Origin of the sequence: Bryocella elongata, assembly GCF_900108185.1 — a bacterium.
Taxonomy (GTDB): Bacteria; Acidobacteriota; Terriglobia; order Terriglobales; family Acidobacteriaceae; genus Granulicella; species Granulicella elongata.
In genome coordinates, this window is record NZ_FNVA01000007.1 from 291,759 (window position 1) to 315,014 (window position 23,256).

General features: G+C 63.2%; 22 protein-coding genes. 14 read left to right on the forward strand and 8 right to left on the reverse strand.

The features are described 5' to 3' along the window. Window positions 1-59 precede the first annotated feature (59 nt). The 4 genes from C4S68_RS19340 to C4S68_RS19355 form a co-directional block, all read right to left on the reverse strand. Window positions 60-737 (reverse strand): O-methyltransferase, encoded by a 678-nt coding sequence (locus C4S68_RS19340; protein WP_103934745.1) that lies wholly within the window; start codon window positions 735-737, stop codon window positions 60-62. A 35-nt stretch (window positions 738-772) separates the two neighbouring features. After that, on the reverse strand, window positions 773-1,483 hold the full coding sequence (locus C4S68_RS19345) for a site-2 protease family protein (protein ID WP_103934746.1): 711 nt from the start codon (window positions 1,481-1,483) through the stop codon (window positions 773-775). Window positions 1,484-1,741: 258 nt separating this feature from the next. Then, the gene (locus C4S68_RS19350; RefSeq protein WP_160115247.1) at window positions 1,742-2,491 is read right to left on the reverse strand and encodes an SIMPL domain-containing protein; all 750 of its coding nucleotides are present in this window, start codon (window positions 2,489-2,491) and stop codon (window positions 1,742-1,744) included. A gap of 102 nt (window positions 2,492-2,593) precedes the next feature. Continuing rightward, window positions 2,594-2,776, reverse strand: coding sequence for a hypothetical protein (locus tag C4S68_RS19355; protein ID WP_103934748.1), 183 nt, complete (start codon window positions 2,774-2,776; stop codon window positions 2,594-2,596). 165 nt (window positions 2,777-2,941) lie between these two features. On the opposite strand from C4S68_RS19355, the gene C4S68_RS19360 reads away from it, so the two are divergent. The 8 genes from C4S68_RS19360 (at window position 2,942) to C4S68_RS19395 (ending at window position 10,400) form a co-directional block, all read left to right on the forward strand. Continuing rightward, the gene (locus C4S68_RS19360) at window positions 2,942-3,292 is read left to right on the forward strand and encodes a hypothetical protein (protein WP_103934749.1); all 351 of its coding nucleotides are present in this window, start codon (window positions 2,942-2,944) and stop codon (window positions 3,290-3,292) included. A gap of 288 nt (window positions 3,293-3,580) precedes the next feature. Then, window positions 3,581-3,865 carry a hypothetical protein gene (locus tag C4S68_RS19365; RefSeq protein ID WP_103934750.1) on the forward strand — a complete coding sequence of 95 codons (285 nt, stop codon included), beginning with the start codon at window positions 3,581-3,583 and terminating at the stop codon, window positions 3,863-3,865. Window positions 3,866-3,990: 125 nt separating this feature from the next. Then, on the forward strand, window positions 3,991-4,449 hold the full coding sequence (locus tag C4S68_RS19370; protein WP_103934751.1) for an SRPBCC family protein: 459 nt from the start codon (window positions 3,991-3,993) through the stop codon (window positions 4,447-4,449). Next, the gene (locus C4S68_RS19375) at window positions 4,439-4,777 is read left to right on the forward strand and encodes an ArsR/SmtB family transcription factor (RefSeq protein WP_103934752.1); all 339 of its coding nucleotides are present in this window, start codon (window positions 4,439-4,441) and stop codon (window positions 4,775-4,777) included. Before C4S68_RS19370 ends, C4S68_RS19375 begins: the two co-directional genes overlap by 11 nt. A 135-nt stretch (window positions 4,778-4,912) precedes the next feature. Further along, the gene (locus C4S68_RS19380) at window positions 4,913-5,302 is read left to right on the forward strand and encodes a hypothetical protein (RefSeq protein WP_103934753.1); all 390 of its coding nucleotides are present in this window, start codon (window positions 4,913-4,915) and stop codon (window positions 5,300-5,302) included. 302 nt (window positions 5,303-5,604) lie between these two features. Beyond that, window positions 5,605-8,424 (forward strand): TonB-dependent receptor, encoded by a 2,820-nt coding sequence (locus C4S68_RS23815; RefSeq protein WP_268807306.1) that lies wholly within the window; start codon window positions 5,605-5,607, stop codon window positions 8,422-8,424. Between the two features lie 210 nt (window positions 8,425-8,634). Continuing rightward, window positions 8,635-9,621: a DMT family transporter gene (locus C4S68_RS19390; protein WP_103934754.1), complete on the forward strand. Its 987-nt coding sequence runs from the start codon at window positions 8,635-8,637 to the stop codon at window positions 9,619-9,621. A gap of 182 nt (window positions 9,622-9,803) precedes the next feature. Further along, a complete protein-coding gene (locus C4S68_RS19395; RefSeq protein ID WP_103934755.1) occupies window positions 9,804-10,400 on the forward strand; it encodes a cupin domain-containing protein in 597 nt (198 codons plus the stop codon). Window positions 10,401-10,508: 108 nt separating this feature from the next. Here C4S68_RS19395 and cysS read toward each other — a convergent pair whose 3' ends face one another. From cysS to C4S68_RS19410, 3 genes are all read right to left on the reverse strand, one after another. Beyond that, window positions 10,509-12,005 (reverse strand): cysteine--tRNA ligase, encoded by a 1,497-nt coding sequence (gene cysS / locus C4S68_RS19400; protein WP_103934756.1) that lies wholly within the window; start codon window positions 12,003-12,005, stop codon window positions 10,509-10,511. Window positions 12,006-12,192: 187 nt separating this feature from the next. Further along, entirely contained in the window at window positions 12,193-12,807 is a 615-nt protein-coding gene (locus C4S68_RS19405) for a hypothetical protein (RefSeq protein WP_103934757.1), read from the reverse strand. Window positions 12,808-12,919: 112 nt separating this feature from the next. Next, on the reverse strand, window positions 12,920-14,209 hold the full coding sequence (locus C4S68_RS19410; RefSeq protein ID WP_103934758.1) for a tRNA (adenosine(37)-N6)-threonylcarbamoyltransferase complex transferase subunit TsaD: 1,290 nt from the start codon (window positions 14,207-14,209) through the stop codon (window positions 12,920-12,922). Between the two features lie 263 nt (window positions 14,210-14,472). Here C4S68_RS19410 and C4S68_RS19415 point away from each other — a divergent pair, with 263 nt between their 5' ends. From C4S68_RS19415 to C4S68_RS19430, 4 genes are all read left to right on the forward strand, one after another. Next, window positions 14,473-15,897, forward strand: coding sequence for a CCA tRNA nucleotidyltransferase (locus tag C4S68_RS19415; RefSeq protein ID WP_103934759.1), 1,425 nt, complete (start codon window positions 14,473-14,475; stop codon window positions 15,895-15,897). 230 nt (window positions 15,898-16,127) lie between these two features. Then, on the forward strand, window positions 16,128-16,811 hold the full coding sequence (gene msrA / locus C4S68_RS19420; protein ID WP_103934760.1) for a peptide-methionine (S)-S-oxide reductase MsrA: 684 nt from the start codon (window positions 16,128-16,130) through the stop codon (window positions 16,809-16,811). A gap of 324 nt (window positions 16,812-17,135) precedes the next feature. After that, on the forward strand, window positions 17,136-17,837 hold the full coding sequence (locus tag C4S68_RS19425) for a DUF4386 domain-containing protein (protein WP_103934761.1): 702 nt from the start codon (window positions 17,136-17,138) through the stop codon (window positions 17,835-17,837). Between the two features lie 207 nt (window positions 17,838-18,044). Continuing rightward, the gene (locus C4S68_RS19430; RefSeq protein WP_146072233.1) at window positions 18,045-18,767 is read left to right on the forward strand and encodes an AbiU2 domain-containing protein; all 723 of its coding nucleotides are present in this window, start codon (window positions 18,045-18,047) and stop codon (window positions 18,765-18,767) included. Between the two features lie 122 nt (window positions 18,768-18,889). Here the strand turns inward: C4S68_RS19430 and C4S68_RS19435 are convergent, their stop codons facing one another. Beyond that, window positions 18,890-20,290 (reverse strand): glycoside hydrolase family 28 protein, encoded by a 1,401-nt coding sequence (locus C4S68_RS19435; protein ID WP_235011722.1) that lies wholly within the window; start codon window positions 20,288-20,290, stop codon window positions 18,890-18,892. Window positions 20,291-20,628: 338 nt separating this feature from the next. Between C4S68_RS19435 and C4S68_RS19440 the strand changes: the two genes are divergently transcribed. Next, window positions 20,629-21,075 (forward strand): response regulator, encoded by a 447-nt coding sequence (locus C4S68_RS19440; RefSeq protein WP_235011723.1) that lies wholly within the window; start codon window positions 20,629-20,631, stop codon window positions 21,073-21,075. Between the two features lie 119 nt (window positions 21,076-21,194). Beyond that, window positions 21,195-22,697: a hypothetical protein gene (locus tag C4S68_RS19445; RefSeq protein ID WP_103934764.1), complete on the forward strand. Its 1,503-nt coding sequence runs from the start codon at window positions 21,195-21,197 to the stop codon at window positions 22,695-22,697. The last annotated feature ends 559 nt before the right edge of the window (window positions 22,698-23,256 follow it).

Genomic DNA, 23,256 nt, shown 5'->3' on the forward strand with positions numbered 1-23,256 from the left:
CACTCCGGGTGCCCCACGTCTCGCTTCTGAGACGTGGGTTCGCACCACCCTCAGCGCCCCTACCCGACCACTACACCCATCGCGAACCCGTCATAGCCCTTGTCGCCCACCGTCTGCAGCACCGTCCCACGCAGCCGCGGATGCTTTCCCATCAGCTCGATCGCCTGCCGCTGGCCCTGCACGCGAACATCGTCGCTGGCAGCATTCGCAAGCTCGCCCTCACGCACCACGTTGTCGATCAAAATCACCGACCCCACGCGCACCATCTCCATCGCCATCGCCAGGTAGTGAGGATTGTTGTCCTTATCCGCGTCGAGAAACACCAGGTCGAACGGCTCCGGCTTCTCCGCAAGCAACGCGCGCATGGATTCCAGCGCCGGCCCCACGCGCACCTCGACGACATCCGCAAATCCCGCCCGAGCAATGTTGCCCCGCGCAATCTCCGCATGCCGCTCGCTGAACTCCAGCGAGATCACCTTGCCTTTGCCCTTAGGCAGTGCCCGCGCCAGGCATATCGTCGAGTACCCACCCAGCGTCCCCAGCTCAAGAATCCGCTTCGCCCCCATCGACAGCGCCAGCAGCTCCAGGAACCTCCCCTGCGCCGGAGACACATCGATCGAAGGCAGGCCAGCATCGCCGTTGGTGGCAAGCGTCTGCTCCAGCACCGCGTCGGTACCCAGCAGCACCTCGCTTACGTAGTCATCGACAGCGACCCACTCCCGCGGCAATTCCGCCATGTGCAGCTCCTTCGTGTGTTGTGCAGGCTCTAAAGCTACAGCCAGGACAGCAATCCGTCGAAGACCCCGATCAATGGCGAGAAGATGATTGAGATCATCGGCCCCGCCAGCAGGAAAAACCCTACCAGCATCCACATGCCCAGCTCTTCATACTTCTTGGCCGCGTTGTAGGGAAGAAAGTGCAGTAGCAGCCGTCCACCATCGAAGAACGGAAACGGCAGGATGTTCAGGCACAGCAGCATCAGGTTCATCGTGATCGAGAGGTACAGTAGCAGCATCACCGGAAAGATCCCCGGCAACGGCGGCAGCGCATCGACGGATACACCTTTGCCCAGAATCTGCGCCACCTGCAGCGAGATGATCCCGCCCTCCGCATGATGCTTCAGTACCACCATCACAATCAGCGAAACGACTGCCGCAACAAACTGAGCACAGGGGCCTGCCAGCACGGCCAGCATCTCGCCGTTCTTCGAATGGAAGTTGCGATACGTCGTGGGCACCGGCTTGCCCCAGCCCAGCGGCAGCCGGTTATGGAAAATGAAGATCGAAAGCAGCGGCGACAAGCCCATGCCCCACGCATCGAAGTGCGCCATCGGGTTCATGGTGATGCGGCCCATCATGCGCGCCGTCGGATCGCCCAGCCGGTTCGCCATCCAGGCCTGCGTCATGTCATGCAGTGAAATCGAAAACACCATCATCACGAGCGTGAAGACGATGATGGCCAGGGCAACGGGACTCTGCGGCATGGAATCAAGAATACGGGAATCTCGTCCCTCATACCCGCGTATCGATCTGGCACTATCCCGGGTGCCCCGGGTCCCTCAAGGGACCCGGGCTAACTTCACCTCGAACATCCGCGCTCAACGACAACCGGGTGTCCCATATCTCGAAGAGATGTGGGTTAGCAGGATTTCTCCGACAGCAGGAAGCTCTGACTCGCCGAAGGCCGGGTGCCCCACGTCTCGCTTCTGAGACGTGGGTGCGCAGGATTCCAGAGGAACCACCTACTCGATCGCAAACACAATCTGCACCGTAGCCTCTGACTGCACCCGCTCCGGCGAGATCGCCAGTGGCGCCGGCGCATTCGCATCAGCGAACATGGCCTTGGCCTTCATCTCATACATCGGCCGCACCACCGTCTGCGTCACGTTGTTTGTCGCATACACCGGCTTGCCCAGCGTAGCTCCCAGGCTCTGCGCCATCGTCATCGCCAGGGCCTTCGCGTGCTCTGTTGCCTTACGCAGAGCTTCCTCATCCAGCGCGAGATTGCTCTTCATCCGCCAGGTGATGTCTCCGCTCTGGTTCGCTCCCGCCTGCACCGCTGCGTCGAGAATCACCGCCGCTTTGCCCGGCTCCGTGCTCACGGTCCATGTCTGGCTCACGCGAAACTTCGCGCCCTTCTGCTGCTTCTGCTCGTAGTCGCTCAGCCGAGCCACCTGCTGGGCGCGGCTCTGCATCTCCGCTTTGGTCGCGCCCGCATCCAGCATCGCCTTCACAATCCCGTTGGAGCTCTCCGACGCTGCCTTGTACGTCGCCTCGAGCGTCGCTCCATACACCGTGTAGCCCACCGAGAGGTCGGCCACCTCGGCATCCGCCTCCGCCTTCTCGGTCGCGGAGATCGTCAGCGTGCGATTGTCCTTCGAGATCGCCAGCGCAGGGGACTGGCTCATCTGGGCAGCAGCAGGAAGAACCGTTGAAGCCAGCAGCGCAAGGGGAAGGGCAGCAGCAAAAGAAAACCGGGAAGTGCTCATCATGTGTTCCTCCTGAGACGGTTGTAGACGTATCCGTCTCTGTGATGAACACTTAGACGCCATTGCCTACCACTAGTCGCGAGAGGAAATCCCTCCCAGGCCACACTACTCATCGGGATCCTTGCTCAGCAGGTCCGTCAGCGTCTCCTTGTGCTTCGGCTTGGCCAGTGCCTTCGCCTTCGGATCGGGCAACACCTTCGACGCCGGGGGAGTACCCACGTGATCCCGTGCCGCCGCCTTCACCGCCGCTGTCACCGAGAAAACACTCTTCTTCTTTGCCTTGGGCATACACCCTCCGTTAGCCATCCAGCCTACACAATCAGGACCGCAGTGCCCGCCCGCACTCCTGTTGCCAGTGCAGATATGGGATACTGACCCGTGCGACGAGTGCGGTCCCGGGCCATCCTGCTCCGGCGGCGCAAGGCGCGACGGGCAAAGGAGCCCGGGAGTCTGATGGAAGAGCGCGATTTTTTCGAAGAGCGGACCGAGCAGAAGAACCACCAGCTCACTTGCCCTCACTGCAATCAGGCCAATGAATACCAGGTCACCTGGCTGGTTCGCCGCAAGCGTGCCCAGGCACCCCGCGGCGCCGATGAGCTCGACCGCGCCAAGTTCGCTAAGGCCCAGAGCTACATGGTCCGCCGCGACGACATGCTCGGCTGCAAAAATATCCGTTGCCGCAAGCGCTTCGAGGTCGCCGGCCTCCAGTCCGTCGTCCCCTTGCAGGAGGCTCCCGTCGGCACCACCGCGGACCGCGAAGCCCGCCTCCGCTCCGCCTTCGGCAAAAGCCGCATCGGCGGCTAGATAGAGGCTGTGCCTGCTTCCTCTGTCTTGTCTTGCTGGGCCGATCCCGGCTTTGTTGGGGAGGGGCTTCAGCCCCGCCGTAAAGGCCATGCCGCAAGGCGGCTTCAGCCGCTGACGGGTGCGGTCGACCCCTGCAAGGGAGTCTTGCGGGCCATCCTCTCCACGCGCTTGACTGTGCGGTCACCGGCCGTCCCCAGCGCTTCCATTTGTGATCTAATGTCGCTAGGCATGCCTCGCCTCGCACGCGAGACGCCACAGCTTTTCGCAACACCCCTCAGGAGCTACACGATGGCAAATACGCTGATCCCCGTGGAAGAACGCAGCTTGACCCCGGATGAGGTCGAAGCCCTCGATCGTCGTCGCCGCCGCGGCCAGCTCCTGCTCGTCATGGGCTTTCAGTTCACCATCATCGCCACGCTCGTCACCCTCTGGGCCGGGCAGGACGCCACCTACGGCCCTGGCTGGGTTCACCCCATGCTGTACTGGGATCTCCTCCTCTGGGCCGCCGCGTTCACCGCGTTCGTCAACGGCCTGCGCCTGCGCCGCGGCAGCAACGAGTTCTTCAGCTACTAAGTTTCGGCCTCCGGCGCTCTCCAACGCCACGCAGACTCCGCGGCGAGCCCCTCAGGGCTCGCCGCTTTGCTGTTTGCCCCCCGCATCGTGCTAGACTTCTCGGAAATGCAACCGAGGAGTTGCGCATGCCGACCGAACCTACCCCCAACGTCATCGAGCGCTCCATCGAAATCGCCGCCCCGGTCTCCCGCGTCTGGGCCGCCATCGCCGACCACAAGGCCTTCGGCGAGTGGTTCGGCGTCGCGCTCGACCAACCCTTCCTTCCCGGACAGCCCAGCACCGGCTTCATCACCGTGCCCGGCTACGAGCACGTCCGCTGGACTGCCACCGTCGCTGACGTCCTGCCCGAACGCCTGCTGAGCTTCTACTGGCACCCCTACGCCATCGATCCGGCCATCGACTACTCCGGCGAGCAGCCCACCCTGGTCGAGTTCCGCCTCGAACCCACCTCCACCGGCACCCTCCTCACCGTCGTCGAGTCCGGCTTCGACCACGTCCCCGAGGCTCGCCGCGCCACCGCCTACCTCATGAACTCCCGGGGTTGGACGACCCAGGTCGCCCGCATCAAGTCCTATGCAGAGTGACAACCCGCAGCCGGTCCAGCAGGCCGAGATCTTCCGCGCCCTCGGCGATCCCACCCGCCTCGGTCTGCTCTCCCGCCTGACCAGCGGCGAAGCTTCGATCTCCGAACTCTCCGAGGGGGCGAAGATGACCCGCCAGGCCGTCACCAAGCACCTCCGCGTGCTGGAGCGCGCCGGCCTCGTCCACGCCGAACGCCTCGGCCGCGAGTGCGTCTACCGCATCGATCCCCGGCCCCTCGATCACGGCCGCGCCTTCTTCGAGCAGTTCTCCGGTCACTGGGAACGTGCCCTGTCCCGCCTCAAAGCCATGGTCGAAAGCATCCCGGAATGACCTCCGCCTCAGCCGCAATCGACGCAGAATGACGGAGCTTTCATGCATGCCACGCCAGGCCGGAGAACTTTCCCGTAGCTTCCTGCGTCCAATGCTGTAAGACTGGCCCCAGCGGCCACCAACGCGACAACCAGCATGCGACCCCTCTTCGGAACCCGTCTGAGCTCCGATCGCCCGTTTTCTCGGGGCGCGGGACGCTGCACGCAATGGGTTGCGCTGATCTGCCTGCTCTTCGTCGCGCTCGCGAGCACCGCCCAGGCTGTCCACGTCCACGGCGCTGGCCTCCCCGGCCGTACCGCCCAGGTCGCCAAGCAGCACGCCGGAACCGTCGCACCCGACGATTCCGTCTGCCCGCTCTGCGTGGCCATGCACTCGGCGCTGCCCGTGGCCGCCCGCCACGCTGTCCCGCCGCCGCGGCTCGTCATCGCAGAAAGCGCTCCCTGGCGCCTCGCCTGTGTCCAGGAAACAGAACACTTCGCGGGGTTCTCCCGGCCTCCACCTGCGGTCTCCGTTCTGCTCGGATAGCTCCTCCCGTTGCTGGCAGGAGGCGGAAGTGCCACATTCATTCCGCCTGGGTGCATCGTCAGGGCTCCTCAAGGAGCTGACCTACCCTAGCCGCCCCGCAATCGGATGCTGAGCCTCCCCCGCCGGAAGGACTGCAGCCGAGTCCCTGGAACATCGCTTCCAGCGACCCTCAACACGGCCTTCTCCGACGCACATACGGCCCCGCAGCGGTTCTTCCGTTCTCCGCACCGGGCCCCCGACGCCGCGCATGCGACGCGTACGACGCCTTGCAGCCGGCCACACACAGGAGTCTCTCTTTGACCGTGCAACACCTGACCTTCGGCCACCTTCGCCGCCATTTCCGTGCGCTTGGCACCCTTCTGTTCGCCGCCGTCTTCGCCCTCACCGCGGCTGCGCAGTCGAACTCCGGTACCGTCTCGGGCACCGTCACCGATTCCACCGGCGCCGCCATTCCAGGCGCCTCGCTGAAGCTCTTCAACGCCGTCAGCGGCTACTCGCAGGCCACGACCTCCGATGCCCAGGGACACTTCCAGTTCCCCAACGTGCCCTTCCACGGCTATTCGCTCAACGCCGCGTCGACAGGCTTCCAGACCTTCTCCAGGGCGGTCTCGGTGGACTCCGCCGTCGGCGTCACCATTCCGATCACGCTCTCCATCGCCACCTCGTCCGAGACCATCACCGTCGATGCTCCCATGGACCTCGTCGAGTCCGACCCCACCTCCCATACCGACATCGACCGCTCGCTCATCTCGCACATGCCCATCGAGAGCGCCTCCAGCGAGCTCTCAGCGATCGTCACCCAGGCCTCGCCCGGCGTCGCCGCGGACTCCAACGGCATGATGCATGGCCTCGGCGACCACGCCGAAAACTCCTTCTCCATCGACGGCCAGCCCATCACCGACCAGCAGAGCAAGGTCTTCTCCAACTCCGTGCCCGCCGCCGCCGTCCAGTCCCTCGAAGTCATCGAAGGCGCACCGCCCGCCGAGTACGGCGACAAGACCTCCCTCGTCGTCAAGGCCACCACCCGCTCGGGACAGGGAGTCACCACCCCCACCGGCGAGATCAACGCCAGCTACGGCAGCTTTGGCTCCTCCAGCGTCGGGTTCGATCTCTCCTACGGCGGCAAGAACTGGGGCAACTTCATCGCCGCCAGCGGCCTCAATACCGCCCGCTTCCTCGATAGCCCCGAGTTCACCGTCCTCCACGATCAGGGCAACGAGACCAACCTCTTCGACCGCATTGACGTGCAGCCCGGCATCAACGACACGCTGCACTTCAACGTCCAGTACACCCGCTCCTGGTTCCAAACCCCCAACGACTTCGAGAACCTCGGCGTGCAGGACCAGAACGGCAACACCCTCGGCAACACCGACCAGCGCTCCAGGATCGAGACCGTCAACTTCTCCCCCAGCTGGACCCACACCATCTCCAGCACTGCCGTCTCCAACCTCGGCTTCTACGTCCGCCGCGACTCTTACAACTACTACCCCAGCCACAACCCTCTGCTCGACTTCGCTCCCTCCCAGCAGCAGGAGTCCGTCGCCCAGCAGCGCTCCCTGATGAACACCGGAGCCCACGGCGACATCTCCTACGTCAAGGGCATCCACAACGCCAAGGCCGGCTTCATGTATGAGCAGACCTTCCTGCGCGAGAACCTGCAGACCGGCCTCACCGATCCCGGCGCCAACGCTCCCTGCCTCGACTCGGACAACAACCCCGTCAACGGCTACACCTCCACCACGCAATGTTCCTCTGCTGGCTACTTCGCCAACAACGGCACCAACTACAACGCGGCCAATCCCAACGCCTCCGCGCTGCCCACACCCTTCGCTCCCGTCCTGCTCGGCTACGACTTCACCCGCGGCGGCAGCTACTACTCCTGGCACGGCCGCGCCGACGTCAAGCAGCTCGCCCTCTACGCGCAGGACCAGATCACCGCCGGCCCCTGGCAGATCAACTTCGGCGTCCGCGGCGACTTCTATAACGGCCTCACCATCCAGCGCCAGGCCGAGCCCCGCACCGGTCTCAGCTACACCATCAAGAAGACCGGCACCGTCCTTCGTATCTCCTACGCCCGCACCCAGGAGACGCCCTTCAACGAGAACCTCGTCCTCAGCTCCACCGGCTGCGCGGACGCGGTCATCTACGCGGTCTTCAACGTCACCGGCGGCTGCACCTCCAACACCGCAACGCCCTTCAATCCCGGCTTCCGCAACGAGTTCCACGCGGGCATCAGCCAGTCCATCGGCAGTCACTTCGTCTTCACCGGCGAGTACCTCTGGAAGTACACCCACAACGCCTACGACTTCTCCGTCTTCGGCACCACGCCCATCACCTTCCCCATCGAGTGGCACAACTCCAAGATCCCCGGCTACGCCATCTCCTTCGCCATGACCGACTGGAAGGGCATCTCCGGCCAGTTCAACGCCTCCAGCGTGGCCGCGCGCTTCTTCTCCCCGCAGATCGGCGGCGTCGGCGCCGTGCCCGCCTCGGCCAGCACCACCGCCAACGTCTACACACCCTTCCGCATCGACCACGACGAGCGATTCAACGAGACCACGCATGTGCAATACAACATGCCCTTCCGCAAGTCGCTCTGGTACGGCGTGAACTTCCGCTATGACTCCGGCCTCGTCGCCGGCGCTGCGCCCTGCTACAACGCCAACGCCAGCGCCAACACGGATTGCCTCGGCTTCTCGCTCGACGCCAACGGCAACCCGCTGACGCAGGGTGGCCAACCCCTCATCAACCTCAGCCGCCTCACCGCGGACCAGCAGTTCCAGGCCGGCCTCGTCTGCAACGGCGTCAAGGCCACACCCACCGCAGGCTTCGATCAGTGCCTCTCCTCGCAGCTCACCTCGAACCTCATCAAAATTCCCGCATCCGGTACCGAGGATGCCGACAAGAGCCCCACGCGCATCGCACCCCGCGCCCTCTTCGACATGGCCATGGGCGATGACGATCTCTTCCACTTTCACCACGACCGCTACAAGTTCTCCGCCCGCGTCACGGCCATCAACGTCACGAACAAGTACGCGCTCTACAACTTCCTCTCCACGTTCTCGGGAACGCACTACGTCACGCCCCGTTCGGTCACAGGAGAGCTCGCCTTCCACTTCTAACCAGCACAACAACGCAACAAAGGCCCGCTGCTCACCAGCGGGCCTTTGTCTTTCCATCATTCCTGCCGGAACCTGTCATCTCAACCGACGCCTCACTCCTCGCTTCTCCCTGGACACCTCACACCTCTACAGCTCGCACTCCGGTTTCCGCAGCCTCGACGCACACCGTATCCCACCCCAGCTCCCCGAGCCGTCTACCATAGACACTCGATGTCTCAACCCTCTTCATCCGCGCGTTCCCGCGACACACGCATCCTCCTCGCCTTCGCCAGCGTGTATCTGTTCTGGGGTTCGACCTATCTCGCCATCCATGTCGCGGGGGAGCACCTCCCCGTACCCGTGGTCGCCGCCTGCCGCTCGCTGCTCTCCACAGCGCTCATCATCCTCATCTGCTTCTTCACCGGCAGGAGCATGCGCGTCCCCAAAGGCGAAGGCTGGCGTCTCGCCCTCGCCGGACTGCTCTTCATGTCCGCCAACAACATGCTCCTTACCTGGGGAGAGAAGATGGTGCCCTCCGGCTTCGCTGCACTCGTCGTCTGCAGCACGCCCATCATGATCGGCATCATCGAGGTCCTCATGGTCATGAGCGGCCGCAGCGGTGAGCCGCTCAACAAGCGTGGCTGGGCAGGCACGCTCATCGGCATGGCCGGCATCGCCGTTCTCGTCCTGCCGTCCATTCGCGCAGAGCTCGCCCACAAGGGAATCGCCGGCTACTCCAACCCCACCCGCGGCGTCATCGTTCTCCTCGGTGCAGCCATCGCCTTCGCCACCGGGTCCGTCTTCTCGCGCCGCTGCCGCTTCCAGGCCGATACCCTCGTCGCCACCGGCTGGCAGATCGGCTCGGCGGGCCTCTTCAACCTCTGCATCGCTCTCGTCTCAGGCGGCTTCCATCGCGCCGCATGGACCTGGCAGGGCGCGACGTCCATCGTCTATCTCTCCATCTTCGGCTCGCTCTTCGGCCTGGTCGCCTTCACCTACCTGCTCCAGAACGTCGCTGTCACCAAGGTCTCCACCTACGCCTTCGTCAACCCCATGATCGCGGTCCTGCTCGGCTTCCTCATCCTGCACGAACGCATGGTGCGCGCGCAGCTGCTTGGCATGGGCATCATCGTCGCCGGCGTCGCCATGGTGGTCTTCAGCCGTCTCGACCTGGGCAAACGCGAGATCGTCGGGACCTCGGGCCAGGCAGTCGAATAACTGAGCGCAGGTCGCAGCGTAGCGGCGATCTGCGTAGACGAAACGGCTGTCATCCTGAGCGAAGCAGGTCGCTGCGCAGCAGTGACCTGCGGAGTCGAAGGACCCGCCACGCCGCTCATCTCTGTGAGTATTCAGCCAACCTCAGCCCCGAAATCCGGGCCCAGCCTGTTAGCCTGCACAGCATGACGCTCCCTCGTAGCGCATCGCTGTCTTTGCTCACTCTCATCGCGGCATCTCTCATCGCCCAAAGCCCGCAGGAAACCAACCCTCGCGTGCGCGAGCTCATCCACGAGCTGCATCTCTCCGTGTTGCCACGCGAGTCCGGCTACCTCGGCATCATCGGCGTCACGCCTCTGCAGGCTGACGTGCATGGCCGCTCCCTCAGCGTGCAGAGCCAGAACTACTACATGCTCACCCGCGCGCTGCCCATCAACTTCCTGCATCGCCTCGAGCCAGCCGACACCCACATCCTCATCGAAGGCGGTCCCGTCGACTACTACATCTTCCATCCCGATGGCCACGTAGAGAAGCAAACCCTCGGCCGTGATCTAGCTCACGGCGAGCGCCCGGTCATCGCCGTCCCACCCGGCTGCGCCAAGGCCCTCGTGCTGCGTCCGGGCGCAACCTACGCCCTCACCGCCAACACACTCTCACCCGAATTCACCGCCGACCGCGTCACCATCGGGGCAGGGAACGATTTCATCACTCGCTACGTCAACAAAGCGCCCTGGGCCACAAGAGAATTCCTTCGCCAGCTCATCGGGCCAAATGCCAAGTGAGTAGAGGTAAGAGATTAGTGAGCAAACGAGGAGCAATACACACGTGGCCAATCTCACCACCGCAGCCCTCTACTCTCTACTCACTGACCTCTACTCACTCGCGCAAGTTTACTTGCGCTTCCACCGGACTCCATCCTTCGAGTCCTCAATCAAAATCCCCTTCGCCAGCAGGTCATTGCGAATCGCATCCGCCTTCGCGAAGTTCCGCTGCTTCTTGGCCAGCGTGCGCTCCGCCACCAGCGCATCGATCTCTGCATCCCCCAGCGATCCCGCACCGAACTGCGCCAGCACCTCAGGAGAAGCCTCATCCAGGCGACCCTCCGCCTCGGCCCAAGCCAGCGCGCTCTTCGTCAGCTCGCCATCGCGATCCTCAAGCACCGCAAAGATCGAATCGAACTTCGCCAGCAGCGCCAGCGTAGCTTCAGCATCGGCCCTGCTCAGCGAGTTCTTGTCCGCCGCCGCATTCACCGCACGCAGCACGTCGAAGATTGCTGCCCGCGCCTCGGCGGTATTCAGATCGTTCTCCAGCGCCGCGACAAACTCAGCCTCTTTCGTCGCAATCATCGGAGCCAGTGCTGCATCGCCTTCCGCAAACGTCCCCGCCTTCATCCCGGCCAGCACTCGCTGATAGAACGTCCGCAGACGCTCCACCGCCGCCGTCTCCGCCGCCAGTCCATCAAAGGTAAAGTTCAGCTGCTGGCTGTACGGCACGCTCAGCAGCAGGAACCGGATCGCCGAAGCCTTGTGGCCCTTCAACAACAGGTCGCGCAGCGTGTAGAAGTTCCCTTCGGACTTCGACATCTTCCTGCCTTCGACAAGAAGAAACCGCACATGGAACCAGTGCCGCGCGAACGGCTTGTGCGTCGCTGCCTCACTCTGCGCAATCTCGTTCTCATGGTGCGGAAACATCAGGTCCTCGCCGCCCGCATGCAGGTCGAAGCTCGGTCCCAGGTACTTCATCGCCATTGCCGAGCACTCGATGTGCCAGCCCGGCCGCCCCACACCCAGCGATGTGTCCCAGCTCGTCTCGCCCGGCTTCACGCCCTTCCACAGCGCAAAGTCCCGAGCCGCGTCCTTGTCGTACTCATCGACATCCACGCGCGCGCCGTCCTCGATGCCTTCAAGGTCCTTCTTCGCCAGTTTGCCGTACTCCGGAAACTTCGCAATCCGGAAGTACCAGCTGCCGCCCTCGGCCTTGTACGCAATGTCCTCGCTGGCCAGCGTCTCGATCAGGCGCACCATCTCCGGAATATTCTCCGTCGCCTTCGCAACCGCCTCCGGACGCTCGATCCCCAGCGCGTCTGAATCTTCAAAAAAGGCGCGCGTGAACTTCTCCGTGTACTCCCCGATCGGCAACCCCGCCGCCGTCGCGTTGCGGATGATCTTGTCATCCACATCCGTCACGTTCATCACGTGCCGCACGCCCCGCCCGCCCAGCTTGATCGCCCGCCGCAGCACGTCGACGTGCAGGAACGTACGGAAGTTGCCAATGTGCCCGTAGTCGTACACCGTGGGTCCACAACAATAAAAGCGAACAGTGCCAGCCTCGGAGGCATACAGCTCCTCGACCTGACCAGAGAGTGTGTTGAACAGTTTAAGCGGCAAGTGTCTGGGACTTTCTCAATCGAAATTCGCTTTTCTATTGTAGAGCCGCACAATCCGGGTGCCCCACATCTCGATTCTGAGATGTGGGTTCGCAGGATGTTTCAGGATGACCTCAACTCTGGGTGCCCCGGGTCCGGATTCTCGGACCCGGGCTTAGGAATCCAAGGCTCTCCGCAACGCCATCACCTCACCGGTCGCGCGCGACCGATGCGGAAGCCTTCATCGCCTCGTCCCGCAATTGGGCAACGTCGGCGAGGAAATAACGCCCTATCGGCGTCAGAACTGATCCCTCCCACCGATAGGCAGCATGGTATCGCTGGCCATCGTTCCCCTCCATGATCCACTCAGTGCCATCTTCTCCGCCCGGATCCCCCGTAGCCACAGCGCTGATCTTCCAGAAGTCCGCCACGACCGCATGTATCTCGAGAATCTCGTCACGCGAAAGCGCACGCGTCTTCCGCGTGACGCCTGACTTCGGCGCGTAGCCTCCAGCCCAATCACCGATTTCGGACGTCGCCGTCCCCGTGCCGTCCTTCTTGATCTCGACCCGAACGGCAATCGGCTTTGAAAAAGAAGGCAGCAGTGTAAATCGGTACTCTTCAGAGATCTCGGTCGTAAGCTCGACCATCGGCCGCTCGCCCAGTGCATTCAGCTCAGAAGAAAACCACTCATTCAGAAAATTTCCATCGTCGCCGCCGTTCGTCGCAAAGGTGCGCGAAGGGAATTGCAGAGTGGTCCTTGTCTGGGCAACCGTTGAAATGGCAGTAGCAAACGAGATGATGCAACACGAGAAACTCAGCATGCGGGAAATTCTCATGCAGGCATGCTACCCCACCCCTGTCGCACCAACACCCAACACCCAACACCCAACACCCAACACCCAAGAACTCACAACTCACAACTCACAACTACCCTCACCCCAACCGCAACTGTGGCGTAGGCTCCAGCGTGTCCTCCGCAAACCTTCCCGCCACAAACTTCGGCCAAGCCGCCGCCGCGATCATCGCCGCATTGTCCGTGCTCAAAGCAATCGAAGGAAACGCAATCGCAATCCGCTGCTTCTCCGCCCGAGCCGACATCGCTGCACGCAGCGCGCTGTTCGCCGCCACGCCTCCCGAAATCAGCATCCCGTGCGCCCCAAAGTGCTCCGCCGCCCCAAACGCCGCCCGCACGATGTTCCGCACTGCCGCATCCTGAAAGCTCGCAATCAGGTTCAGCGTCGCCGCATCAAAATGCCCCAGCGCCGCCGCCAGCGCCTCACCCCGAGGCTTCGTCTTGTCCAGCCCCGCAGCCTTCAATGCCTCAAACCGCGCCGCAATCGCCGGCTGCATCCCGTGCAGCTCGACATATCGCCGCACCGCCGTCTTCAACCCGCTGAAGCTCAGGTCGAAGCGCGTCGCATCGTCAGGCTCCTGCTCTCGCGCCGCAGCATCCTTCACCAGCTTCGGCGCCACATGCCCCGTGGCCTTCTGCTTGATCTGGGCCACCGCAAACAGCTCGCGATCCGCCACCCCATGCCGCGCCAGCGCGTCAATCCACGGCCCGCCGGGGTAGGGAAGTCCCAGCAGCTTCGCCACCTTGTCGAACGCCTCGCCAGCGGCATCGTCCACCGTCCGCCCCACGTTGCGATACCGCCAAAGCCCCTGCACGTCCTTGCTCGCGAGATACAGATGCGTATGCCCGCCGCTCACGACAACAGCAAGTAGCGGAGCCTTGCCCTCAAACGCCCCCGCACTCTCCATCAGCACCGCATGGATGTGCCCCTCAAGATGATTCACCGCGATCAACGGCACGCCCGCCGCAAACGCCACCGACTTCGCAAACGTGATCCCCACCAGCAGTGCTCCCGCCAGCCCCGGACCCTCCGTCACCGCCACCGCCGCCAGGTCCGAATACTTCAACCCTTGCAAGTCGCCATCCTGCCCTTGCAAGTTGTCATCCTGAGGAGCAACGCGACGAAGGACCTGCTTCTCTGCCAGTACCGCCTCTCCCGCAAGATGCATCGCCTCCCGCGTCACCGGCACAATCGCCCGCAGATGCTCCCGGCTCGCCAGCTCCGGCACCACGCCGCCATAGCTCGCATGCACCAGCTGCGACGCCACCACATTCGCCAGCACCGTGCCATCCTGCCGCACCAACGCCGCCGAGGTCTCGTCGCACGAGCTCTCAATCCCGAGAATCAGCCGTCCTTGCACTCCTTCCATCTTAGCGACCCCACTCCCTCATGGCTCATCGCTCAACACCTCACACCTCGACAAACAAAGAGTCGGCTTCGCAAAGAGGCGGCCTCGCAAAGAAGTGTGTTCGCAAAGCGTCGGCTTCGCAGAGCGTCATGTTCGAAAAAATCGTCATTCCGAGGCGCAGCCGAGGAACCCCTGTATTCCCTCGCAGCCGCACCATGCCTCCGCCTCCGGACAACGTACCCCGGCACCACTCCACCCCAACTGGCTATCATCGAAGCAGCGAGATGCCACGCCTCGACAACCCGGCCTACGAAGCTGCCCTCTCCATCGCCAGCCGTCTGCACGAGCTCGGCCACGCCGCCTACTTCGCCGGCGGCTGCGTGCGCGATATCCTCCTCGGCCTCCAGCCCAAGGACTTCGACGTCGCCACCTCCGCCACCCCCGACATCGTCCAGGCCGCCTTCCTCCGCACTGAATCCGTCGGCGCGCACTTCGGCGTCGTCCTCGTCATCAATGAAGTTGCGGGCGAACGCATCGCCACCGAGGTCGCCACCTTCCGCTCCGACGGCGCCTACTCCGACGGCCGCCGACCCGACTCCGTCCGCTTCTCCACCGACGCACGCCACGATGTCCTGCGCCGCGACTTCACCATCAACGGCATGCTGCTCGATCCCGTCTCCTTCGAGCACGGCGATCCCCTCACCGTCGAGCACCCCGGCCGTACCGCCTGCTGCGTCCTCGATCTCGTCGGCGGCCGCGGCGACCTCGAGCGCCGCATCGTCCGCGCCATCGGTGAGCCCCGCACCCGCTTCAACGAAGACAAGCTCCGCATGCTCCGCGCCATCCGCTTCGCCGCTCGCCTCAACTTCACCATCGAGCGTAGAACCATGGCCGCCATCCAGGCCCAGGCGGGCACCATCCACCAGGTCTCCTCCGAACGCGTCCGCGACGAGCTCACCCGCATCCTCACCGAAGGCGGCGCCCGCCGCGGCTTCGAGCTGCTCGATGAGTCCGGCCTCCTGGTGGAGGTCCTACCCGAGATCGCCCGCCTCAAAGGCGTCGAGCAGCCGCCCGAGTTCCACCCCGAGGGCGACGTCTGGATCCACACCCTCATGCTCTTGGATCACCTCAAGAAAGGCGCGAGCACGACCTTAGCCTGGGGCATGCTCCTGCACGACGTCGGCAAGCCCGCTACCTTCACCCCGCCCGACCCAACAAAGCCCGGCGACCGCATCCGCTTCAACGGCCACGTCGAGGTCGGCGTCGCCATCGCGCGAACCATCCTCAATCGCCTCCGCTTCTCCAACGACGACTGCGACCAGATCCTCGCCCTCATCAAGCACCACATGCAGTTCGGCGACATCACGAAGATGAAGCAGTCCACCCTCAAACGCTTCCTTCGCCTCCCGCAGTTCGACGAGCACCTCACCCTCCACTACGCCGACGTCATGAGCTCCAACCGCAACCTCGGCCCGTACAACTACGCGCTGGAGCAGCTCGAAGACCTCGGCCACGAAGAACTCCGTCCTCAGCTCCTCATCACCGGCCGCGAACTCATCGCCGCCGGCTACAAGCCCGGCCCCCAGTTCAAAGCCATGCTCGTAGCCGCCGAAGACGCCCAGCTCGAAGGCCAGATCCACACCCCCGAAGAAGGCCTAGCGATGCTCCGTGAACGCTTCGGCCCCAGCGTCGAAACGAATAGCGAATAGCGAGTAGTGAATAAAGAATAGGCACGAAGGGTGCCCCGGGTCCGGATTCTCGGACCGGGCTAACCGGCACAAGCCTCGTTGGACAAGCAACACCCGGGTGCCCCACATCTCGAAGAGATGTGGGTTCGCAGGATGCACACCGCCACCTCGGTGCTCGTCCTCCAGAACCCCTCGCGTCGCAGCCCTGTAACCTCACCCCCGTCCCCGCATCTCATTTCCAGAGGTCGCGCATGACCAACATCCTTCGCTCCACCCGCACGCTGCTCTCGTCCGCTCTACTATCGATCGCCGTCCTCGGCTGCCAGGCCGCCACCCACGGCACCATCCCCGCCGCAAAGGTCGATGACACGCTAGCCGCAAAGCCCGGCCGCGAGACAGCCATCTTCGCCGGCGGCTGCTTCTGGGGCACGCAGGCCGTCTTCCAGCGCGTCCGCGGAGTCATCTCCACCACCGCCGGCTACGACGGCGGCCTCGCCTCCACCGCCACCTACGACCAGGTCACCACCGAGACCACCAACCACGCCGAAAGCGTCAAGGTCGTCTTCGATCCCTCCAGGATCACCTTCGGCAAGCTCCTGCAGATCTTCTTCGCCGTGCACGATCCCACCACCCTCAACCGTCAAGGCAACGACGTCGGCACCAGCTACCGCTCGGCCATCTTCTTCACCACGCCCGATCAGCAGCGCATCGCCCAGGCCTACATCGCCCAGCTCGATGAAGCCCACGCCTTCCCCCACAAGATCGTCACCGCGGTCACAAAGAATACCGGCTTCTTCGATGGCGAAGACTACCACCAGGACTACGCCCTCAAGAATCCCAACGACACCTACATCCTCGTCTGCGACCGCCCCAAAATCGCCACCCTCAAATCCGAATTCCCCGACCTCTTCGTCGAATACACCGGCAAAAAGTAACTCGAAGCTTCTGCTTGTTGTCATCCTCGAAGAGAATCTGCTTTTCGAAGTTGGTGCCCCGCGGTCCCCACTGCCCCCAAGGTCAGTGGGGACCACGGTCTAACCCCAAGCAGTCAACTCGCAGCTCGAAACCCACAACCCGAAACTCGATCACACGTTCTTCGCTCCCTCACCGGTGGACAATCCCTCCATCGGGGTTGCGAGTCGCTTCTCCCCAAAAAGAGTAGGGACTCAAACGAGCGTCTTTGCCCCACAGCTCCCCCGCATCTTTTCCCGGAACTTATCCCTCTCCATCGCGTACTCTCTTCCACACCGGAGACGCCGATGACATCGCTGAAGCGAACCGCCCGCATCGCCGGGCTGTGGTATCTGGGCTTCACCTTGGGACCGTTCTATCTCCTCTACGTGCCTTCCCACACCATCGTGCGCAACGACGCCGCCGCCACGGCGGCGAAGGTGCTCGCCCACGAAACCCTCTTTCGCTGGGGCATGCTCGCCGAATCGCTCGGCGCAGTCATCTTCATTGCCCTCAGCCTCGCGCTCTATCGCCTCTTCGAAGACGTAGACCGCGACCGCGCGCGGCAACTCGTGGCTCTGGTGCTGGTCTCGTCGGCCCTGAGCCTCGTCACCTTGGTCTTCAACGCCTCCGCTCTCCTCGTCTTTCGCGGAGGCCCTTCCTTCTCCGGCTTCGATGAACCCACCCGTCAGGCCGTCGGGATGCTTCTCATCCGCATGCACTCGCAGGCCAACAGCATCAACCAGATCTTCTGGGGCCTGTGGCTGTTGCCCTTCGGATCGCTCGTCGTCCGCTCCCGCTTCCTTCCTCGCTGGCTCGGATACTGGCTCCTCGTGGACGGCATCGCCTGGGTGATCGTCGGCATCACCTGGTTCCTCGCTCCGGACTCCACGGACGCTCTGTTCCGCTACCTCCAGCCGATATTCTTCGCCGAAATCGTCGCCATGCTCTGGCTGCTGATCATAGGAGCCAGGGAACCGGTCGCCGCTATCCCGGCAAGCATGGAATAGTCGACAGCCGCTGTCGCCGGACCGCCTGCCAAAGCGACGAACCCCCCGCGCTCTTCATCGATGGCAGGCAGGAAGTAACTCACCGCGGCGGCCGCTCACGAGAAACCCGTTTATCCGTACTAACGTCTCGATCAAAGCATTCCCCGCAGATTGTGCTCATAAGCGGATTGGATCTCATACGGGTAATCTTTAGAAATGGGAAACAGGATGAAATTGGGAAAGATGACGCCGACCAATGAGCTAACCGAGGACGGTTGGATAACGCAATTGAAACACATAGGCGGTCAAGTCACCCGCGTGCTCGACGTCTTCAATTTCCTTGAGGAACTAACCAGACTCAGCAATGAAAGCGAGGCCGCGCTAAGTGCCTTCAATGCAACTCCGTTGTTCTGGAACGTTTTCCGGGATAGCCTCCAAGAGTCAATGTTCATGGGATTGGGGAGGCTTTGCGACAATTCATCCGATGTGATCAATGTAAGTCGCGTGCTTGCAGGCGCGATGGGGCATCCTGAGTTCTTCTCGAAAGAAGCTCTGCGGATGAGGCTGCTAAAGCGAAAATTGACGGATAGTCTCGCGGACCATCTTCTGGAAAACGCCTGGTTTCCCGTGAGCGCGGAAGACTTTAAGCCCCTAAAGGGGGCTGTCTCTTTGCACCTGCGTCGGATCGAGAAGAACTATTTGCCCATCAGAGGTTCATATTACGGGCACCGATCAGTAGGAATTGATGCCCGCGCACTGTTTGAAAACACGAACTCAACTGAGCTAGGGGAATCGCTCGACACATTGCGCCAGTTGGTGGGCGGATTGCATTTTTTGTACGATAACGGGGCCAAACCAATGGTGGACGTGAAGGGAACGAAAGCGTTCGATCTGATGTCGAGACGTTGCGTTCGCGACGTGGTCAGGGCTGTCGCAGGGCGCGAGGTATAGCAAGCACTCAGAGCTCCGTCGGTGTTGATAAGTACCGACATGTCGGCCTATCGCCATTGAGACACGAAACGCGACGCCGCGGATCAATACCCTCAACTCTGATGCACTTCCTCATTCCCCCATCACTGCAACTTATAAGCCACCGCCGGCGCAACCACCACCTCCGGAGCCTTCGCTGCCTCGATCGTCACCGCACCCTCCAGCCCCCTGCCGGTCACATCCGCAATCGACAGCAGCGGCCCTGCATAACCCGTCACGTGAATGTCCTTCAGTACCACATGCCGCGCATGCGTCAGCGTGATCCCCTTCGCGCAAGTTCCCGTCACGTTCTCCAGCGTGAACCCCTCCAGCGGCTTCAGCGGATGCACATTCATCCCATCCACCAGCACCGGAACATCCTTCACGCGCACGTTCCGAATCACCAGCCCCTTCGCATTCGGAATCCCATCCAGCCCCGGAACAGGATCTTCACCCAGCAGTCCACTCGCCGTCAGGTTGAAGCGCAGAAACCCGCCTGCCATGCGGCTTACGTCTAGGTCCTCGGCAGTAATGTTCTCCAGCGAGTGCCCACGCCCCACGCGGCTCTTGATGTACAGCGCGAACGTCTTCGCTCCGGTGAACTTGCAGCGCTCAATCTTCACGTTGCGAATCCCACCCGACGTCTCGCTCCCAATCCCGATGCAAGCAAAGATCGAGTCTGCAAACGTACAGTCGCGAATGACCACGTTCTCCGTCGCCAGCCCCAGCACATAGGCCTCTTCGCCACGGCCCGACTTCAGCGAGATGCAATCGTCGCCCGTCGCAATGTCACACCTCTCGATCAGCACATCGCTGCAGGAGTCGATATCAATGCCGTCGCCATTCCCACCCGTCGACCGGATAAAGAGATTACTGATCCGAATATTTCGCGAAGCCGTAGGATGCACCGACCACATGCTGTGATAACTCGTCGAAAATCCATCCAGCGTCACGCCATCGCAGCGCAGAAACTCAATCAGCGCCGGATGCCGCAGCGGAGCCGTCTTCGTCGGTCTGCCACCCAGCGCATCGCAACCCGCAATCTTCCCCTTGCCCACGATCGCCACCTTCACCGCGTCGATGGCATACACCAGGGCCACATGCCCGGGAATCCACCGGCCCTCCCAGCGCACCTGCGACACCGCATAGTCCGCCATCTCGGGCGAGCCCACAATCACCGCTCCCTCATCCAGCCGCAGCGTGGTGTGGCTGCGGAGCTGCAGGGAACCCGTCAGGTAGTTGCCCGCCGGAACCACCACCGTACCGCCACCCAGCACAGCGCAGCGATCCAGCGCCGCCTGCAGCGCCACGGTGTCCTTGGTCGCGCCATCGCCCACGGCGCCAAAGCTCTCAGCGCGCACATTCAGCTCCACGCCTCCGGCCGTCGGCTCAGCGTTGCTCGCGGCCTTCGCCGGCTCCGGCCCGAGTCCTGAAGCTCGCCCAAGTCCAGTAACTGCCGCCGCAATCCCCGTGGCCGTGTTCTGAAGAAATCTCCGTCGCTGCACCCTGCGCCTCCTCCAACGGGCGCGGCCGCGCGTCATCTCCGGCGCGCCGCTGCCTCACCCTGTTCGGACGTACGCATCATACGGGCTATCCGGTAGTCCGGTCGCCACATCTGTCTTACCGCCGACCAGCCCCGCCTTCCTGATATCCCACCTCGGCACCGCTCGTCGTCGCCAGATCGCCTTTCCGTCCCCCAAAACCGGTGTTGTCCTTTAGACTAAGAGGCGGAGATACAGCCAGTTGCACGTGCGAGGGCGTTCGATCTCCCGCCTGGGCACCATCCAGCGGAGCCGACGGATTGCACCCGTCTGCAGTCGCAGTGTGCCCTCGCCAGGACCCGATGATGACTCCGATTTACTTCGATGGTGGGAGCACGCCTTCCAAACTGCCGCCAGATCTATACCGTGCCAGCGATCCGCTTCACGAGCCAAAGACGCCCCGCGTCCTCGTCGTGGACGATGAGACCTTGATCGCCGATACCATCGCCCAGATCCTCAATAAGAATGGCTTTCGCGCAACCGCCGTCTACTCCGGCGCTGCCGCCATTGAGTTCGCCCAGCGCGAGTGCCCCGATCTCGTCCTCTCCGACGTCATGATGCCCAACATCGACGGCGTCGAGGCCGCCATTGCCATTCGCCAGGCCTGCCCCGACACCCGCATCGTCCTCATCAGCGGACAGGCTGCCACGGTCGAGATCCTCTCGCGCGCCAGCGAACGTGGCTACCAATTCGAGCTGCTCGCCAAGCCCATCCATCCCACGCAGCTCATTCGCCACCTTCGCGACTAAGCTGCCGGAACGATGGCCTGGACCCCGCTCCACGGCTGCAAGCCCCGCCACACTCTCTGAAGACCAACGCTTAAACGCCTCGGCCAGCGGCCTGCGCGTTCATGTACCCTTGCGGGGACATGTCTCCCCGCAGCCCGCTCGATCGCCGCCGCTTCGTCTCCTTGTCCCTCGCCGCCACCGCCTCGGCCGCTGCCTCTCCGTGGACCGCTCTCGCCCAGTCTGCGACCAGGGCTACCCTCGTGCTGCATCCCGACCAGCCCGGGCCCAGCGTCCCGGCCAACTTCCTCGGCCTCAGCTACGAGACCCAGCAACTCTCCGATCCCACCTTCTTCTCGCCGGCGAACAAGGGACTCATCGCGCAGCTCCGCGCTCTTGCGCCGCACGGCGTCCTCCGCCTCGGCGGCAACACCTCCGACTACGGCTACTGGAAGCCAACGCCCGACTCGAAGATGCCTCCGCGCAAGCCGCGCGAGTACAAGGTCGGCGACCCCGACCCCAACACCGCCTACGCTGTCACCCCCGAAGCCGTCCACAACCTAAACGCCTTCCTCGACGCCACCGGCTGGACCTGCCTCTACGGCATCAACCTCGGCACCAACATCCCCTCGCTCGCCGCCGAGGAAGCCGCCTTCGTCACCAAAACCCTCGGCCCCAAGCTCGAGTACCTCCAGATCGGCAACGAAGCCGACCGCTTCGGCTCCACCATCCGCGACCCCCAAACCTGGGGTGTCGATGCCTTCCTCGCCGAGTGGCTGACCTTCGCCAAAGCCATCCTTGCGAAGGTGCCCAACGCCATGTTCGGTATGCCCGACATCGCCTCCAACGCAACGTGGTTCGCCACCATCGGTGAAAAGCTCAAAGACGATCCCATCCGCGCGCACATCGCCTGCCTCTCGCACCACTACTACATCGGTGGGCCGCCCTCGAACCCCGAGATGACCATCGACAAGATCCTGCGCCCGAACCCCACCGTGCTCAAGCAGGCGGAGATGACCTCCGCCGCGGCGAAGAAGCTCGACACCCACTGGCGCATGACCGAAGGCAACACCTGCTACCGTGGCGGCAAGCCCGGCGTCTCCGACGTCTTCGCCTCCGCGCTCTGGTCGGCCGACTACCTGCTCCAGCTCGCCTCCCTCGGCTACGCCGGCGTCAACCTGCACGGCGGCGATGGCCAGATGGTCGCCAACTCCCTCGGCGGCAAGCTGCCCGGCGATGAGCTCGTCCTCGCCGCCCACGGCAATCCCGCCGAGCATCCGCACCCGTACTACACACCCATCGCTCACATCGGCGATAAGTATGTGGCCGAGCCCGTGAGCGTTGGCATGCGCTTCGCCGGCATCTTCGCCGGCGCGCAACTCTTCGCTCTCGACTTCGATCCCGGCCCGGTCAACGCCACCGCCTACGCCGGCAGGCTCGCCAACGGCCAGCATGCCGTCGCCATCATCAACAAGGACCGCACCCAGCCTCTGGCCATCGATCTGGCGCGCTACTCGCTCGGATTCACGCTCACGGCGCCTGCACTCGACTCCCGCAGCGCCGAGCTTGGTGAACCGTCGCGCTTCCGCGAAGTAAGCATCGTTCCACCTTCCTCTGCCATCATCCTGTACTCAACGCAGGGTTAGAGAACTCCCGATTACGTGGCACGAACGGCTGGTCGCAGCTCCAGCCATGAGAAAAGCCGCACAAATCGACACGGCTTTCGCCACGAAGGAAATGCTCGTGGCTTTGTTCGACGCTCCTGCTGTTAACCCGTCAGGCCGGTTCATCGGCGTGACGGGTCGACAACTCTCTTAGAAACTTCGTCGCCGAAGAATCAGCGCTTCGGGTCGAGTCGTCGCCCAAGACCAGTCCTCACCTCTCCTCCCGACGTTTCAACTTACCAACCAGCGGGAATGATGCGTCCCTCGTGACGATTCCGTCTCCCGAAACCTTCGTGGTGCTCCCTGCGAACCGGGCGCAGAAGTTTCCTTGACAAAACAATTCCGCGGGGCGGAGTATGTTCGCCGATTTAGAACCAGCTAGACTTGCGCCGCGAGTGGTTATACCGGTTCAGCTCGATAGGCGCACAACATGAGTGATGTCGGAGCACGATTTCAATCTCCACCGACTTATGCATCGTGCTGCCACGGTAATAGCGCGGCGTAATCCGCCCCGCATGCCATGGCTGCAGCTCAACGACCC